Genomic DNA, 16134 nt, shown 5'->3' with positions numbered 1-16134 from the left:
GTATAGGCTTGTGTGGTGCTATAGTCTATCCATCTTGGCAAGCATCTTATCCCTAGTAGGATTAGTGTATAACAATGTAGTGTGTATGTTACTGTGTCCAGCTTGATTCGCAACCTCATGCACACTCATATCATTCTCTAAAGCGTGAGAACAAAAGAAATGTCTTAGATCGTGAGGTGTAATGTCTTTGCCTATGAGAGCTGAATACTGCTTAAATAGTTTATTAATCACTGTTCTATCTATCTTGCTTCCTCGATTGCTAACGAATAGATATTCGCTATCTATACCCTTGTCTGTTCTCTCCTTGATCCAACTTTGCAAGGCAGTCTTTGCCTTACTGCTTATGATTACGGTACGCTGCTTATTCCCTTTACCCTCATACACAATCAATTCCCTTGATGTTAAATTGAAGTCACTCATACGAATATTCAAGCACTCACTAATACGTAAGCCACAGTAAGCAAGTAATGACACAATAGCATAGTTACGTTTGGAATCACTTTCCAATACTAATTGTCTGAACTTCTCAACGTCTGCAAGTCCAACGGTAGCCAGTGAAGCATATTGGGTTTGAAGCTTAAGCATATCTTTCTTGCTGATTACCTGTTCTGATTGTATATGTGATTCAATGAGGAAATCATTAAATTTAATCAATGCTGAAATTTTAGCGTTAATGGATGATGAACTGTTTTTCTTGATTGTCTTCAAGTAACTAATATAATCCTTGATATTCTCTCTATGTAGCTTTTTAAATTCCGTTCCTTTACTTTCCTCGAACCATTTTATATATCCTTTAACATTAAGTATGTAACTTTTGGTTGTATTAACACTCATATCATCGTTTTGTAATTGTTGTTCGAATAATTGAATCATTGTATTCACTCCTATCAATTATGTTGCATTGATTATAGGCTAATAAGATATAAATTATGTTGCATTTCATACATTTATTGTACCTTTTATCGGAGTATTTTGCAACATAATTGTTGTTATGTGGCATTATTATTTTGCGCTAAATTTGGAGAGAATTGGATAGATAGAACAAATCTAATTTTGGCCCCTACAATTATTCTCAATATCTGTTACACGGAGAATACACGGTATAACTTATGACATCGTACGATTTGCTTTATACATTAGGGCATTTCATGCAATCTTGTGTGATTAACTGTACTGGACACGATGAAATGCTTATATATTAAGGGATATTTGCTAATTTGGAGCGGCTACAGGGTTACTAAGCGTTATCTGAAGGTGGATCAGCAAAGGAAAAAGCTTGATATATAAAGGGGATTACCTTGTAGAGGAACATGTAAAGCATGTATAAGGAAATGTTTGTTAATCGAATAATCGTTATCGTAAACGTGTAGAATAGTCAATGTTTGTATACGTTTTTAAGTAAATTATAGCGTAAAAACGTAATATCGCAAACCACATCGAAGATATCGTTTAATATATACGCAAAATACATAGTGTTTATAAGGCATTTATATAATTTTCATGCACTAATATGTATTATTGATCAAAAAGAAAAAGCCTTATTTATCAAGGCTTTAACCTTTAGACTACACGAATCGAGAATATAACGTGGATCGCGGAGTAGAACACATATTTATATCTCTAAATTTGTTGGTTATTGAGAGAACCCATTCTTCTGAACAACTACCTTTCATTTAGTTTCAATTCCTTTAATCTTATCTGTTGCATCCCTCATATCTTCTTCTACTGAAAATAAAACTATAGTTCTTCCTTCGGTTATGTGTTTGTTTTAAGGATGAAGCTATGTACTCAACATTTGAACATGTCTGATCAATCTCATTGGCTTTAATATCTCTTCATAATCTTCTTATACTCATCAATACTGTCCTTACACATTTCAATAGAATATATCGCCATTACTGTTATATTCTTCAAACCATAACTGCCTTTATAAACTAACAACTGAGCAATGACATCTACCATGTGCTTGTTAGTAACGAGGAAGTCATTTGTTAAGTCAATCGCTTTTCCTTTGTCAAACCCACTCTAATACTCCAACGTTGTCAATAAATCCTGTTAGTCTCTAATAATAGATAAGCGTTTATTTCTCGTTTTAATGGTAATGATATGATTATCCCTAACGTAGGAGATGTATTGAAATGAAAAAAGAACATATTACTAAAAATAGTTGTAATATTAAAACCGATAAACCGGATAGCGATCAACCGAAGACTAAACAAAAACCTCCTTACGGATACTCAATCTCTATAGTGGGAGCAATGGATACCTATTATTACAGGACAACTGATGATGGTTTTAATAGGGAGGAATCTTCTGATATCTGAAACTAGTTTAAGTTTTATTGATGCCGATAGAGTCTGCGAGGTTTTCTTGAGAAACCAAAGCGGCATTATGTCGTTCTGACTTTCTGTCTCCACCATTCTTTATCCCATAAATCCTCTCCAATTCCATAATACATTTAGCTATCATCATTGGTTTAACGTTACCTACTCCACGTTCATTTAGTAAATTATTATGATATATAATGTGTAAGGGACTATGGGAATCTTAATGACTTCCCTTAGTGAAGTAGCTTAACGCTTGTGGTGTTTGTCCTTTCTGAGAGGATAAGCACCATTCTTATGTTGTATGGATCCTAGTTGCAAGCGTTCACTACGTTCCTTTCTCCTCTCTTCCAGATAGTGCAACACACTAAAAAGGTTATCTGTATATTACTGTCGAATTCCCAATATAGACCATAGTAGAAGGAGATTCGACAGATGAATGACAAAGTAAAAGGCTTAGTTGTAGGATTGACCATTGGATCTTTACTTACTGGAGTAACCGCTTTTGCTGCAAGTGGAGTAAATATTAATGTAGTTGCTAAGAAACTCAGCATTTTTGTTGATGGAACTAAAAAGACCGCCACTGATGGATTTATTTACAAGGGAACTACTTATGTGCCTGTGAAAAGTATTGGCACAGCTATTGGTAAACAAGTGGGTTTATATGGTGACGGATTATACATAGGTAAGCAGCCAACAGCTAAAGTATCCGCAGCTCAAGCAGTGCAAATTGTAAAAAACAAATATGGCCCATTCTCGTCTGTTTACACTGTTGAAGTTGACACTGAAACACCAACTACTTATACAATCCATGTTTATGAGATAGTAATTGATAATCAGACAACTGGCGAAGGTCATACTGCAACATTTAATTGGTACGATGTTGACAAAACTACTGGTGCGGTCACTAAAATGTTTGATTTTTGACGAAGTTATCCACAAGATTTGCATCTTAGACTCTTAAAGAAGTCTGAGGTGCTTTATTTTTGCATTAACTCATCCGCTTAATTTTCACACAATTGGCTATTGCAAAATTTTGTCTACCCTCATCATCAATGGCATATTCCTCACCATTAAAATTAGTGAATACCTCATATACTTTCCCAATTGTAAATCCACAATGATACTCAAAACAAAAATCTGTCACTATTACACATTTCATTGTTTATCCTCCAATTTCATAAAATCAAGTCTATACGTGTGACAGAGCGTCCATTAACAATAGTTTAGGATTGGCTTGTTTAAGGTTATACATTTTCTTAAGTGTGGCTTTAGACTCTATAAATTGCTCTACCATAACAATGTTAATAGGTTGCTGGAATAGGTGTTCTAAAGCGTCTAGCAGACTCATTTTTTCTAAATGTTCCAATGATGAATTTATGTAGTGATACGATCCAATCTCCTTAAAAAGCACTAACACTTTCAGACCTTTTTTTCTATCTCTCCATAACTGTCTGGATTCATATTCATTGATGAATGTGTTACGGTCTTCATTAGTTTTGAGAAAGAATTTTAAGTGTTCGATTACAATAGTTGCTTTTGGTGAGATCTCGCAATGAGTTAGGATATCTTCTATTGTTACATGTTTATTTGATGCTTTAGGATTCTTAATTGAAATACTTACCGTATTCAGCTTTTGAAGCTTTAATACTTGGTGCTTAGCAATCGTTTGAGTCAATGTTATCGTCTCCTTTAGTTGTATCGCTGATAATGGGAAAATGGGCATGGATAAATAAGGAAATGCATGTACATTCCTTTTGAGAAATGATAATATGAAATAGTTATATACGCTTATAGCGATATTCAGAATATACTCTTATAGCGATATTTTGTCAACTAAATTTTAGGAGGTTTCTTTCGTTATGTTAAAAATTAAAATTAAGCTCAAGGAAGTATTAAAGAAACAAGGAGTGACACAAAAGCAATTAGAAGCAATGACAGGTGTACCTCAATCTAGAATTTCTACACTTTGTAGCGGAGAAAGACAAGAGGTTAACCTCTTGATTTTAGAGAAAATAGCCTCAGCCCTAAACATAACTGACATATCAATGCTCATGCAGTTTGAAGAAGAAGCGATTAACGAATAATTGGAGGTAGATCATGAGAAAAATTCATTTCGACAAAGAGCTATTCATTAATTCTCTGAGAGAATATCTGGAATTTAAAAATGAAGAAGACATCTTAACCCTCCTTTCTATTGTAAAAGTCGAAGCTGGAAGCGATTTAAACAATTATGGAGATCAAAACCCCTACAGATATGACATACTGCTAAAGGTTCCAATAGAAAGAATGGATCCATTACAAGCACATATAGATAAATTACATAGCTATATTAATAATATTTCAGATTCATTTGCTACTGTTTATATCAATCAAATCATGATTGGAATTCTAACTTCTAAAGAGCTTAATCAAATCAACATAGTATTACCTTCAGTTGATCACGTTGCATACTATGAAAACACAATTAAAATGGTTAATGATTCTTCCGTAGACGAAATTGTTAAAACCTATTTCATTGAATCATGCAACTGTGCTATTAATGGTGCATACTTAGCGGCTGCTACCATGCTAGGCTGTGCAATTGAAAAGGTAATAATTGATTTAGCATATTCATTCTTAGACTATTTAAAAGTGGAGAGTTCGGAAGATGAAATCAACAATTTTAATAGCAAAGTCATTAATAAAAAAAGAGCAAGCGATAGACTAAGTGGTCTGCTAAATTATTTAACACCAAAAAAAGATTTCATTGCTCAACTTGGATTAGAGAATATTGATATACACTTAAAAACATTCGATTTTATTAGGCAATTAAGAAATGATCTAGGACATCCAACAGGAGTAAGTGTTGATGAGCCTACTCTTTATATTAATATCCACTATTTTAATCAAATTATTTATAGATTAGATAAAGTAATTCACAACTTACATAACAAGGTGTAATGAATGACCATCGTTCCGACCCTCAGATATTCGGACACATAAAAAAAGCCCTAGAGAATATGTCTCTGGGCTTATATTTCACTTATTATTCTCAAATAATTCCTTACTGTTATTCAAATAGCCTATCCAATTTTTATTAAAATTCAGTATCGTCCAGAGGAGATCATCAGAAATTCCAATTTGTCTAAGTATTGTATTCAGCATTATTAATTTCAAACTCTCATTAATGCTCATGAATTGATGAGGTGAAAACAATTTATCGCTTATTTCTCCGAAGTGAGTATTATAATCTCTATTTATCCGAACGATATCAGCAAAATCTCTTACCTCTAATCCCATAAGTACTATATCTTTAATTTTCGGGTCTAATGATTTGATAATTTCTTGAATCCTTCTTTGAAATCCGAATTCATTAGCGTATTGCAACGTAGACACTAGCTTATTGTACAAGTTTCCTGGAGCTTCAATTTTAATGGCTGATAACATTTTACCTTTAATCTGGTTGTATACATCCTCAGCAACGAATTTATTATTCTCTGAAAAACTATTTCTATGTGCACTTTCAAGCGCCTTGCTATATCCTAAGAATATATCTTCGACAAACATATACTTACTATTTGCTATGATATTCACATACGTTAATGCACTTGAATTTATGTTTAGTGAATACCACTTATTCAAGATATCTTCAATATCATCCTTTATCATTGTAAATGGGATCAAGAACCCTCTATACGGACTTATTTTCACCTTCATATAATCATTAAAAGAAGTACGATAATATCTAATACGTTTCTCTATTGTAGAGTGCTCCACATACTCCATAAATATATTTGTATCCGTAAGTATAGATAATAAATCTTTAAATTTCTTCGCAACTTTCTCATACCATTCCAATGATTGAGGACTATCGGGTTGAATTGTAATAAAGTTCTTGTAGTATAGTTGCTGGTAAGAAAAATTCTCTCCTGAATTTCCAAAAGTATATGTAAATGTGATTTTCGCGTTTATATCGTTAACATACGATTCAACTGTCTCAAAAGTTTTTACACTTATTTGTATTCCCTTCTCAAGATGTTCAACCTCAATCGGTGAAAAGTTTATCCACTCATTAAAATTAGAAAACTCAAAAGATAATTCTGGAAAAACAATGTCTTGAAGGTTCTGATAGTGTTCTCCAATTAGTAACCTAGTGAAACTAAGAGTTAGAATGCTATGAGGATTACTTTTGCCTGTACTATATTTGGTCTGTTGATTATGAGGAAAACCATCAAGAAGGGTAATTGCTCCCTCAAGGCAGTTGCCATGAATAACTGCTAATCTTTGAACATCACTTCGAAAGTTAAGGATATTTATTCCTTCACCATTTAATTCTAATAATATGTCATTTACCGTAAACTTTAAAACCCCTCCAACTTTGTTTCCTTCCTCTCCGGCAATCCACCATACTCCTGGATATTCAAAGGTATCATACATTTTAGGATATTTACTCAAATTTAGCACCACCCTATCATTTTATAAGTCATCCACAAATTTAATGTTGAAGTTTTCTCTAGTTGAATTGTTAATAATGACCCAAGGACTATCTTTATCAACCGTCAATCTAGAAGCACTCACCAGCCAACCTTTATTAAAAGTATCCTCAGTAAAGTCTGAAGCACGTTTAATAAACACTGATACGAAGGAATCGAGATCTATTCCAGCATATTCTCGTAGACCTTCTAATAAATAATTCTTAGCTTCTCTTTTAGAGTCAAATCTTAAAGCATTAATTATCCCTTCTGTATTTAGAAATCGTTCAAGCATAAAATCCAAAATCCTCTCGAACATGTTTCTATTAAATTGTATTGTGATAATTCCAGATGAAAAACAAGAGATAAATATTTCACGAACAAGAAATGTTTCACTAACAAGCTTCTTTTGATTTACAAAACGATTAAACTTTGTTCCACGTTTGGGACGCTTTTTATATCCGAACACTTTCCAAGTCCAATCATCTAATACCATTTTTGCAGATATACTAGTCAATTGTGCTGTGAACTCTTTTACGCTTTGAGCCATTCTTCTTACTCCTGACTTTTATATGTAATTATTAAGCAAATACACTATTCATTGAATCTCCAAGTGAATAATAAGCGTCTACAGCTTTCTCATACCTCTTAACTAAGTCATTATGTTCACTAAGTTTATAGCTATTGTTTCCTTGACTTTTTATAAGCAGATTGTGTGTTATGCCCTGTAGTAGTTGCACAGCATACATAAGCTTATCAACGTAATCAATAAATAAATTGCACTTGTTGGTATCTTCGCTTCCTGATTGCTTTATGTCATTAACTTGCGTCTTATATCTTGACAGATCATTATGAATGTTCTGAAGCCTGTACTCTAAGTCCTGAAAGTTGATTGCTTTAAATATGAATGGTAACGGAATAGTCTTTCTAAGAGATTTCTTAAATATCTCATCATGGATAGTCGTGTAATCGGTAAGAGAATCATTCAGGTTTCTGGCTATGGCAATTAGACTGCTCATGTTCTCCTCCCTCGCTTCCGTTAACCTTTAACTTGTCAATTAAATAATCAAAAAACAATATACATCTCAACGAATTTATCTCATATCCAAATTTAGTATCACCACCATGCAATATTGCATGTCTGCTCAAAGGTGAGTTGATAGCTTCTCCGTGATCAAACTTCTCGTGAACAAGTTTTATGTAGAATGATTTAACTGCATCATCAAATGAAAATTGACTAGATTCATTTAAAATTGATTCAGCAAGACGTTTAACTTCTGCTTGTGTTATATATCCTGACTTATTACTTCTTTCAATAATTACTCCTTCAATCTGTGGTAGTAGTAAAGCGATTGAACTATAATATCTTCCATTGATATGATTATTAATAACCTCTTCTAATATCGAGCTTCTATTGTCTAACCATTCTATTGTTTTCCATTGCTTAAGATATCCTTCAAGCATTGCTTGATTAAAATAAGACAGTAATTTATTTTCTATGAATTCTTTAGCTCTCTCTGGGCCGTATTTATCATAAAACTCTGGAAATTCGCTTATATCTGAGAACTCCATATCATAGTGTGGTGGGAAATTGAATTCCAACATAATCATTTTATAGCGCTCAGTATTGTCAGTTAGTCTTTTTATTGATTCAGATATAGTTATAGCAAATTGTCCAAGTTTTTGTGAAAATACTGTCCATCTTTGAATAGGGGCTTCTAACTTCTTGCTTAAATTTGCCGATGCCTCTGCAATTTGTTGAATACTATTTGCATATGCAATTCTAGCTTGTGATTGCTGTTCTTGCCAATGCTGAGCAATTTTCTTATATTTCTCTCTAAAATCTTTTAGCGGATCATAATTATCATTATCCATAACAATTAGCTCCCTTGTTTTCATAATAAGCAAACCAAATCATAAGTTATTGTCGAATCCTATCATCCAGTAATACTTTAACACGGAAAATAGTACAATAGCATCAATATTTTGGGTTTTACTACGTATAGCATCTCTTAAAGAGATGGCAAAAAGCCTAGACGTTAAACTAGGCTTAGTGTATATAAGGTGATTTTTTGTTTTAAAGCACACTATCCTTAGTATAGGTATAACCTGTTTGATTACTAATAATTCTCAATTGTATTTTTTAGGGCATTAATGTATGAATATCTCCCATCAACCATAGAATGTCTATGAAACTTACTATTCAGCTTCTTCATCACTTCTGCGTTGAACATAAATTTTTTGTGCTAATAGATCCTTTTTTTGCATTGTTCTGAATACATTAGTTTCTTTAGGTGACAGGGTATCCCCTAATAAGTACAAATCGCTATTAGTCGGATAATACACATACCATTTATCAGAAGATTCATTTTCCTGAATATAAAAATATTCTCCACTCGATATTTTCAACTTTTTATCGAGTTGTGATAGATAGAACTTTGATCCACCCATCATCACAATACTATAAATAAAGAAAATCATTGCAAAAGCCACAACGACAACTAAAAGCTCTGAATTATTGTTATATTGAATTTCTCCTTTAATCACAAGAGGGGCAATAAGACTCGGAATAAAAAGAGTAGAGGATAGTATAAATAAAGTAAAAGTTATTAAAAAGGTTAATACATAGACTTTTCTATTTCCGGTAATCCGCTCAACAATACTTTTCTCAGAAAGTATCAAATGGCTCAGAAACATACTAGAACTAAAAAGAACAAATGAAAAGATACTTGGGATTACTTGCATTGTTTTTTTCGATATATTTAGAAATGTGTTAGTGTACAGACCATAAAAGCAATATAATGCAAATCCGAGAACAAACATATATATTAAAGACTGAAATATAAATCGTAATAGTTTGATCAACATTCTCTTTTCTTTTGTAAGCATAGTTCTTTCAAAATTTGAAGAAGTCAAAGTAGTTATTGGTTGTATCTTCCTCAATATCGTAATCAGACCTGCGAAAAATGCCAAAATACCTCCCCAACTTATTGTCTTTAGGGATAAACCTGCTATCTGTTCCCACACTTATATTTTCGCTCCATCCTCAATGGAAAATATTTTTTTGAAAATGCTTCCTATTTACATTATAAGTCCACTCTTAAATTTTTTAAGCCTTCATACTTCGGTTTGTACATACAGTGTAGGATCGCTTCTATGAGGTTTAGTGCAAACATCCCTAACGATACATCAATTATCAAATCAACCCGCTTGGTGTTCAACCTAATCCAGTCTCCTACACTATCAGCATCTAAACTATGTACACTCATTTCTGGATCTGAAAGAATAGATTTAGATAAATTACTTTGATTTCTACTAGGATGATAATGATGGCTATAGAATCTTGACTTGTTCTTTTCACTCACTTTTCCGATTTTCAAGAATCTACCTTTATATTGAAATGCATAGATGGCAACTTTACCTCTTGGATAATTTGGCTTATGAGGATTTCCACTGTCTACAAAAACAATCTGTTCTTCTTCCACCCTGATCCCTGTTTGTCTAAGTATACTGATTATCTTTTCCTTATCCGCTTTTATTTCTTCTGGAACATCCCACATATATAGTTATGGCTCCTCGTGGAAATCGTATTCACCCATATTCTCTTCTTCATCCTTTAATAACTCAGCGTATACCTTATTCTCATGTAGCTTTTCATCTTCAATGAACCAGTTTAAAAAGCTTTGGACAACTTGAATATTAGGCATCTCATCAGGATATACACCTTCGTTTTTGATAGACTTCCCTATTGAATTAATCAACTGTATATGTGCTTTCTGAGAGTATCCATAGTCTGTTTCATGTGCAAACTTAAAGTCCATCATTTCAATGATTGTTTTTGCTGCTTTTAATTGAAGGTCAGCTCCTCCAAAAATCTCATGTTCGCCCTCTATTTTAATTGTCATATTTTCTAAGTTTATTTGAATATCATTGTATTCAGACATGTTTTATCCTCCTATTTCAATTTGATTAGTCATTTTCCCGCTCAAGCTGTTGCTCTACATATTCATCGTACGCCATATCTTGATACCATTCAGCCATTGCCTCTGCATAATCTGAATCAGTAGATTCGAACCTTGCAGCTTCTAATAATTCAGCAATATTATCTATATATGTCCCGAAAAAATTAACAGCTTCTTCATATAGTCCTTTTAGGTCTCTTGTTGTCTCATTAACTTCTGCCTCTGACAATTCAAGTTCATAATGCATGAGTTTGTTTCTGGTTACGTTGAAATTATCAATTCCAGCTATAAATACCTTTGGAAGTTCAATATCACACAACAACTGCAATCGTTTAACACTCTCTAATAATGAAACTGTTTTTAGATCATGCCCTACATCGAAAACAGTTGGTTTCCCCTGTATGATCATTTGTTTCTTAGCGTTCATATACTTACCAATATCGCTAAAAATCAAATATTCTCTTTCTCCTTTAAGTATTAATTTCATTAAGATTTCAATAGCGTGATTTAATGATAGGATTGCATCCTTGATATTATGTTCTATACCTTCATGGAGGTATGAAATTTTATCAATGCTGGTATAAGCAGATTTTAAGGAGTCTACACCATTCTCTAAAAGACCATATTTCATATATTTTGCTTCCCTTCTACGTTCTGTTTAAGCTATCGTCTAATAAATATTCTTTTCAACGCCTCTACAGACTCTTCCCTATAGAAAGTTACTAACACAGCACAGTTCAGTGCAGTAGATGTCCCAAGAATCATCGTTGCTAAACTATTCCCGATAAGCAACAAGTTTAGAATGAGCATGATTATGGAGCCAATTGCAACTGAAAATGATAGGATGAAGGTGTTATTCATTCTCGTTGGACAACTCTTTGTACAGTATGTATTCTTTTTCCCCATTCTTCTCATTATTCGATTCTTGTATTGCAAGTACCCAACCTTGTTCTCCCAACATATTAAGTACATCAAGAAGTCCTAAATTATCGTCAAATCCTTTTTCAGACTCAGCACGATAAAAATTCCAAGAGTATCCGATTCTATCGCTTCTTTTTGAGAGTTGACCATACTCAATTTTTTTCATATTGCTCTCACCTCATTTGTCGATATTTGTTATACAGGATTATTTTACCATACATCTTGTGCGTTTGTACGTTGTTAGAGGTTTCACACTATGTAAAACATTGCTAAAACTAAAAGTGAGGAAAGGGTAAATAAAGCAAATAAAGAAATTTCTCATAGCAAGACTGTTAAATCACTTCTCTCCCTCATACTTCAGACCACATCCAAATAATCCACTAAGTCTATAGACCTAATAACAATAGTGGGATAATATAATAATATTACAAATTATTGGAGGCTTATTGAAATTGAAAAAAGTTGTCGGCTCATTTATTATTACTTCTCTTTTATTTGCAAGTCCTGCTTTTGCTACACCACAGGCACAAGTGAAAAATGTATCTGCTACTCAAAACCAAACAAACCAAAGTATTAAAAACAACATTTATAACCTATCAGACCAGCAAATGAAAAATGCTATCAAGACTGGTCATGATGGTTCAAGTTCTTTTGGGAATTTTCAAAGAAGCCAGAAATTTTCTATTTTGTATGACAAAATGAAGATATGGCAACCTGAAGTATCTATGATTACACCCTATTCTTTGATTGTAGGACAATCTTACATTGCCTCGAACAAATATAAAGAATACAATCTTGCAGATGCAAAGAAGGTTAAAAAAATGTTTTTAAATAATCAAACACTAAACTTTAGTGTAGTAGCATATGGAAATGACATAGATTTTGCAAGTACTATAAATATAGTTTTAAAACAGGGAGAAAAAATTCATCAGCCTTTATCAATAGGCGGAAGAGATGAAATGGCTGATACAACCGTGATTTGGCCTGATTCTCCAGCTTATAGGAATTCGCTTATGCCTACTTTTGATATTAATAAAATAGATTTAAGTAAACCCGCAGAATTGATATATTTGTTTGCAGGAAAAGAATTGTCTGTAACTTACAAAATTGATTTCTCCAAAATAAAATAACATGTGTTATTCCATGCCCACTGACGAGTGGGCTTTTTCTAAGACCAAAAATCCCTATTACAAAGAAATCCAGAAGTGACTATATACCGTCTATTAGACAGCTACATCAATTTTAACTCTGATTTACTTATAGTATTCTTATGAATTTGTGGTTGTCTCGATGTTAGAGGGTAGTTGTTAGGGATGAATGAAGAAAGGGAAGTGCATAATAAGTTATTGTAGCTGATGAGATGAAGCGAGGTACATGTATCTGTTGAGAGCAGATGAGCATGTACCTTGTAAGTAGATTAGCGGTTCAGACCTGCTAGGGCTGTCTGTAAGAGAGTTTCAGTATTGGGAGCCACAAACATTCCATTTCTTTTTTAAGGTAAAACAAACTGATAGAGCGGCTATGAGAGTGTTGTTTTTTCATTAGGTATGATTATCACCTTGACAGGGAGGGTATAATTGAAAGCCCATATGTTTTTTATAACCCCTTACTCCTTTACTTATTTAATATTTTCGTATTTCATTGATAAATATATATATATTATTGATTTTTTTATTAATAAATATATAATTATAATCAGAGAAATAAAGGTCGGGTTTGATTTATTTAAACAAAATCATTATTCGAACAGATGGAGTGCGTAATTGATCTTCACTTTTAAGTTGATAAAAAGCTATAATAAGAGTGAGATATGAGTGAACCTCTACCCTCTTATTATCCTTAATAAGGAGGTGTTTGTTTGCCTGTATATAAAGATGAATCAAAAAAGAAAAATAAGTATTGGTATGAGTTTGAAGCGGGTAAAGATCCTTTAACTAATAAGAGAAATACAATTAGAAAAAAAGGGTTTTTAACTGAAGATGATGCTTTAAAAGCAATGACAAAAGCAATGAATGATTATTTTGAAGGCAACTACATCGAGCCTAGTAAAACTAGATTCATTGATTATTTGCTTAACACATGGTTTCCAGCTAAACGATTGGGTGACGAAACAAAAAAAATGTATTTAAGCCATATTAATAATCACATCAAACCTTCAGTCTGCGGTCAACAAGAATTGGGGAAATTAAATTCTACTCACATACAACAGTCAATTACCCAATTTCGTGAAAAAGGGCTTGAAGAAAGTTCAGTAAAAAAGATTTACAATATCATTAACACATCTCTTAACGATGCACTTATTAAGTTAAGAATTATAAAAGAAAACCCTGCTTTGTACATTATCGACAAGCCAAAAGTTACAAAGAAAGAGATTGTTGTTTGGGATGCAGACCAAGCCAGAAAGTTCATTCATGAGTCAGTGGATAAAAGTCGTTACAGCTTTTGTTTTAAGTTGGCACTTGCAACAGGAATGCGTCAAGGTGAATTGCTTGGTCTTCGCTGGAAAGATGTAGATATTCCAAACAGTATAATTCGAGTCACACAAACACTTTCTCATGATGGGAAAACTTTGACTAGTGGAGCTAAAACTGTTAGTAGCATAAGAGCTATTGCTATTGATGTAGATACCAAAGTTTCACTTATCAAACTTTTTAATTTAATTCAAATTGAGAAAAAGGAAATAGAGAATGAAGGAAAGCAATATACGGACAATGATTTAGTAATCTGCACCAACAATGGAAGCCCTTGTTCCCCAAGAAATTTAATGAGAACATACTACAGTCTGCTCGATAAAATTAGTGTTCCAAAAATAACTTTTCACAATTTGAGACATACTCATGCTACCCTTCTTTTATTGGCAGGTATCCATCCCAAAATAGTCTCTGAGAGACTTGGACACTCCTCCGTGAAGATTACTTTGGACACATATTCTCACTTGTTACCCACTATGCAAGAGGACGCTGCAAAGAGTATCGGTAACATTTTTGGGGGGCATTTTGGGGGGCAGGAAACATTAAAACAGGATAAACTAGTTAAGATTGTTTGATATCATCATTTTCATAAAACTTGCAAAAGCTTGATTTATAAAGATTCTTCAAGATTACTAGGACTAATTGATACACAATAATTAGCTCTCGCATTCTTGACAGGGTAGGGGTCATGGGTTCGAACCCCATCCGTCCTATACTGAAAAAGCCTTATTATATAAAGCTTTTTCTTTTTTTCGATCATCGATGCCGCTCTATAAATTTGTGAATCTTGCTCTTGGGGACGGATTGAGGACGAAATTTTTCTTCTCATAAAAAAATGGGCTATCTTTTTCACAACTCAGGCAGCCCTCTCAGTTACTTTAATAAATGTTATCTGGAGAAGCCAACTTCAAAAAGTGTACAGTCAGTATTATGGTAAATCTATTAGTTGAAGAGAAAAAATGAAAGCTGCACTCTTAACATTTTAGCAACCAGAATTATCACCAATGACCAGCATATAAGCCCCACCATTAACTGATGGTGCTTATTCATATGTTTCATCGCACCTCTTCTTCAAACTTCTCCCAATCAACAATTATTTGCTTTTGTTCACTTAGCCACTTTTCCAAAAAAAGCACTTGTCTCTTTAACCGGATCATACCATTTCCCACCGATTTTATATTTTGGAAATCTATCATCAAAAAAAAATGTATCTTGAATTGAATTCCAACTCATAAAAGTTCGTTTTTCAAGCTCTGTTGTATCCCAAAATACGTACTCATTATCTAATTCATCAAGTAATTTCTCTATTTTTTCTCGGCAGATTAATAATATCTCCGATTTATCTATATTAATAGTAACTAAATTCTTACCATCACTCATCTCACAAACTCCTTACATCTTCATATAAACGGTACATCAAAGTTTTATTACGAACTTGCTCCAATAATGTCCTCTATTTTAATCCAATCCCAATCCTCGCCATAACGAAACTTAATCTGTCTAAGGTGCTGATCTACTCTCATGATTATCCCATGGATGGATCTGTCCTCATATTCCCCAAACAATGTAATTGTGATGAGACTACAATCCTCTAAAGATTGAGCTAATACCTGTGAGATTTCAGCTAATTCTTGGGAATCTAAATCAGGCTTTGATCGCACCCTTCATTTAGCGGATCGTCCAGAATCCTATTTTTATGTTCAGGCATTAACATCCGACTTCCCTCCCAAAGACCATTACCTTCAAGTTTCTTACGCTGTTGTGATTTCATTGTCTTCGTCGACTCCCTTAATAACTCTCAATGCTCGTGGCATGTTACCTCTCTGTATTTACCCCTTACTCTTCAAGCGCTCCATGTGCGCATGTATTACCACTGTAGATGACAACCCTACCTCCCTAGCAAGTTCACGTAGTTGGTGGATAGTGAATTATTTTGATCATCTTAATTAATGATCTGAGCATTTCTTTCTCTTTATCCGTTAATGGCTTCATGCAATTGCTC

Annotated in this window: 22 protein-coding genes; 6 read left to right on the top strand and 16 right to left on the bottom strand. The window is 33.3% G+C overall.

Features of this window, described 5'->3' with window-relative positions; genetic code table 11:
* Nucleotides 1–18: 18 nt before the first annotated feature.
* Nucleotides 19–873 (bottom strand): tyrosine-type recombinase/integrase, encoded by an 855-nt coding sequence (locus NSQ50_RS11980; RefSeq protein WP_340949538.1) that lies wholly within the window; start codon nt 871–873, stop codon nt 19–21.
* 1265 nt (nt 874–2138) lie between these two features.
* On the opposite strand from NSQ50_RS11980, the gene NSQ50_RS11975 reads away from it, so the two are divergent.
* Together NSQ50_RS11975 and NSQ50_RS11970 are read left to right on the top strand one after the other, a co-directional pair.
* Entirely contained in the window at nt 2139–2324 is a 186-nt protein-coding gene (locus NSQ50_RS11975; protein WP_340949537.1) for a hypothetical protein, read from the top strand.
* Between the two features lie 435 nt (nt 2325–2759).
* Nucleotides 2760–3251: a hypothetical protein gene (locus NSQ50_RS11970; protein ID WP_340949535.1), complete on the top strand. Its 492-nt coding sequence runs from the start codon at nt 2760–2762 to the stop codon at nt 3249–3251.
* Between the two features lie 64 nt (nt 3252–3315).
* Here the strand turns inward: NSQ50_RS11970 and NSQ50_RS11965 are convergent, their stop codons facing one another.
* Together NSQ50_RS11965 and NSQ50_RS11960 are read right to left on the bottom strand one after the other, a co-directional pair.
* Nucleotides 3316–3486, bottom strand: a complete 171-nt coding sequence (locus NSQ50_RS11965; RefSeq protein WP_340949533.1) for a hypothetical protein — start codon at nt 3484–3486, stop codon at nt 3316–3318.
* Between the two features lie 30 nt (nt 3487–3516).
* Nucleotides 3517–4002, bottom strand: coding sequence for a hypothetical protein (locus NSQ50_RS11960; protein ID WP_340949532.1), 486 nt, complete (start codon nt 4000–4002; stop codon nt 3517–3519).
* A gap of 184 nt (nt 4003–4186) precedes the next feature.
* On the opposite strand from NSQ50_RS11960, the gene NSQ50_RS11955 reads away from it, so the two are divergent.
* Together NSQ50_RS11955 and NSQ50_RS11950 are read left to right on the top strand one after the other, a co-directional pair.
* Nucleotides 4187–4411 carry a helix-turn-helix domain-containing protein gene (locus tag NSQ50_RS11955; protein WP_340949530.1) on the top strand — a complete coding sequence of 75 codons (225 nt, stop codon included), beginning with the start codon at nt 4187–4189 and terminating at the stop codon, nt 4409–4411.
* A gap of 13 nt (nt 4412–4424) precedes the next feature.
* Nucleotides 4425–5267 (top strand): hypothetical protein, encoded by an 843-nt coding sequence (locus NSQ50_RS11950; RefSeq protein ID WP_340949528.1) that lies wholly within the window; start codon nt 4425–4427, stop codon nt 5265–5267.
* 78 nt (nt 5268–5345) lie between these two features.
* On the opposite strand, the gene NSQ50_RS11945 is transcribed toward NSQ50_RS11950, so the two are convergent.
* The 9 genes from NSQ50_RS11945 to NSQ50_RS11905 form a co-directional block, all read right to left on the bottom strand.
* Complete coding sequence (locus NSQ50_RS11945; RefSeq protein ID WP_340949527.1) at nt 5346–6761, bottom strand: ApeA N-terminal domain 1-containing protein; 1416 nt, start codon at nt 6759–6761, stop codon at nt 5346–5348.
* A 21-nt stretch (nt 6762–6782) separates the two neighbouring features.
* Entirely contained in the window at nt 6783–7328 is a 546-nt protein-coding gene (locus NSQ50_RS11940) for a hypothetical protein (RefSeq protein ID WP_340949526.1), read from the bottom strand.
* A 31-nt stretch (nt 7329–7359) separates the two neighbouring features.
* Nucleotides 7360–7797, bottom strand: a complete 438-nt coding sequence (locus NSQ50_RS11935) for a hypothetical protein (RefSeq protein ID WP_340949525.1) — start codon at nt 7795–7797, stop codon at nt 7360–7362.
* Nucleotides 7760–8653 (bottom strand): hypothetical protein, encoded by an 894-nt coding sequence (locus NSQ50_RS11930; protein WP_340949524.1) that lies wholly within the window; start codon nt 8651–8653, stop codon nt 7760–7762. Before NSQ50_RS11930 ends, NSQ50_RS11935 begins: the two co-directional genes overlap by 38 nt.
* 324 nt (nt 8654–8977) lie before the next feature.
* Complete coding sequence (locus NSQ50_RS11925) at nt 8978–9805, bottom strand: hypothetical protein (RefSeq protein WP_340949522.1); 828 nt, start codon at nt 9803–9805, stop codon at nt 8978–8980.
* Between the two features lie 59 nt (nt 9806–9864).
* The gene (locus tag NSQ50_RS11920) at nt 9865–10338 is read right to left on the bottom strand and encodes a hypothetical protein (RefSeq protein WP_340949520.1); all 474 of its coding nucleotides are present in this window, start codon (nt 10336–10338) and stop codon (nt 9865–9867) included.
* Between the two features lie 6 nt (nt 10339–10344).
* Nucleotides 10345–10722 (bottom strand): hypothetical protein, encoded by a 378-nt coding sequence (locus NSQ50_RS11915; RefSeq protein WP_340949519.1) that lies wholly within the window; start codon nt 10720–10722, stop codon nt 10345–10347.
* Between the two features lie 25 nt (nt 10723–10747).
* Nucleotides 10748–11371, bottom strand: coding sequence for a hypothetical protein (locus NSQ50_RS11910; RefSeq protein WP_340949517.1), 624 nt, complete (start codon nt 11369–11371; stop codon nt 10748–10750).
* Between the two features lie 222 nt (nt 11372–11593).
* Nucleotides 11594–11827, bottom strand: a complete 234-nt coding sequence (locus NSQ50_RS11905; protein ID WP_340949515.1) for a hypothetical protein — start codon at nt 11825–11827, stop codon at nt 11594–11596.
* Between the two features lie 286 nt (nt 11828–12113).
* Between NSQ50_RS11905 and NSQ50_RS11900 the strand changes: the two genes are divergently transcribed.
* A complete protein-coding gene (locus NSQ50_RS11900; protein ID WP_340949512.1) occupies nt 12114–12791 on the top strand; it encodes a hypothetical protein in 678 nt (225 codons plus the stop codon).
* 728 nt (nt 12792–13519) lie between these two features.
* Nucleotides 13520–14707 (top strand): tyrosine-type recombinase/integrase, encoded by a 1188-nt coding sequence (locus NSQ50_RS11895; protein WP_340949510.1) that lies wholly within the window; start codon nt 13520–13522, stop codon nt 14705–14707.
* Nucleotides 14708–15239: 532 nt separating this feature from the next.
* Here the strand turns inward: NSQ50_RS11895 and NSQ50_RS11890 are convergent.
* The 4 genes from NSQ50_RS11890 to NSQ50_RS31590 are packed head-to-tail and all read right to left on the bottom strand — an operon-like array spanning nt 15240 to nt 16054.
* The gene (locus tag NSQ50_RS11890; protein WP_076224000.1) at nt 15240–15512 is read right to left on the bottom strand and encodes a group-specific protein; all 273 of its coding nucleotides are present in this window, start codon (nt 15510–15512) and stop codon (nt 15240–15242) included.
* 47 nt (nt 15513–15559) lie between these two features.
* Nucleotides 15560–15793 (bottom strand): YolD-like family protein, encoded by a 234-nt coding sequence (locus NSQ50_RS11885; RefSeq protein WP_081386922.1) that lies wholly within the window; start codon nt 15791–15793, stop codon nt 15560–15562.
* On the bottom strand, nt 15772–15903 hold the full coding sequence (locus NSQ50_RS11880) for a hypothetical protein (protein ID WP_256715148.1): 132 nt from the start codon (nt 15901–15903) through the stop codon (nt 15772–15774). The genes NSQ50_RS11885 and NSQ50_RS11880 overlap by 22 nt, the downstream gene beginning before the upstream one ends.
* Nucleotides 15904–15961: 58 nt before the next feature.
* Nucleotides 15962–16054, bottom strand: coding sequence for a LexA family protein (locus tag NSQ50_RS31590; protein WP_141240308.1), 93 nt, complete (start codon nt 16052–16054; stop codon nt 15962–15964).
* Nucleotides 16055–16134: the final 80 nt, after the last annotated feature.

The sequence above is a fragment of the Paenibacillus sp. FSL R10-2788 genome (genome assembly GCF_038003885.1).
Classification (GTDB): domain Bacteria; phylum Bacillota; class Bacilli; order Paenibacillales; family Paenibacillaceae; genus Paenibacillus_AQ; species Paenibacillus_AQ odorifer.
Note: the sequence above shows the minus strand (reverse complement) of the source record. Positions and strands in the feature narration are given on the sequence as shown.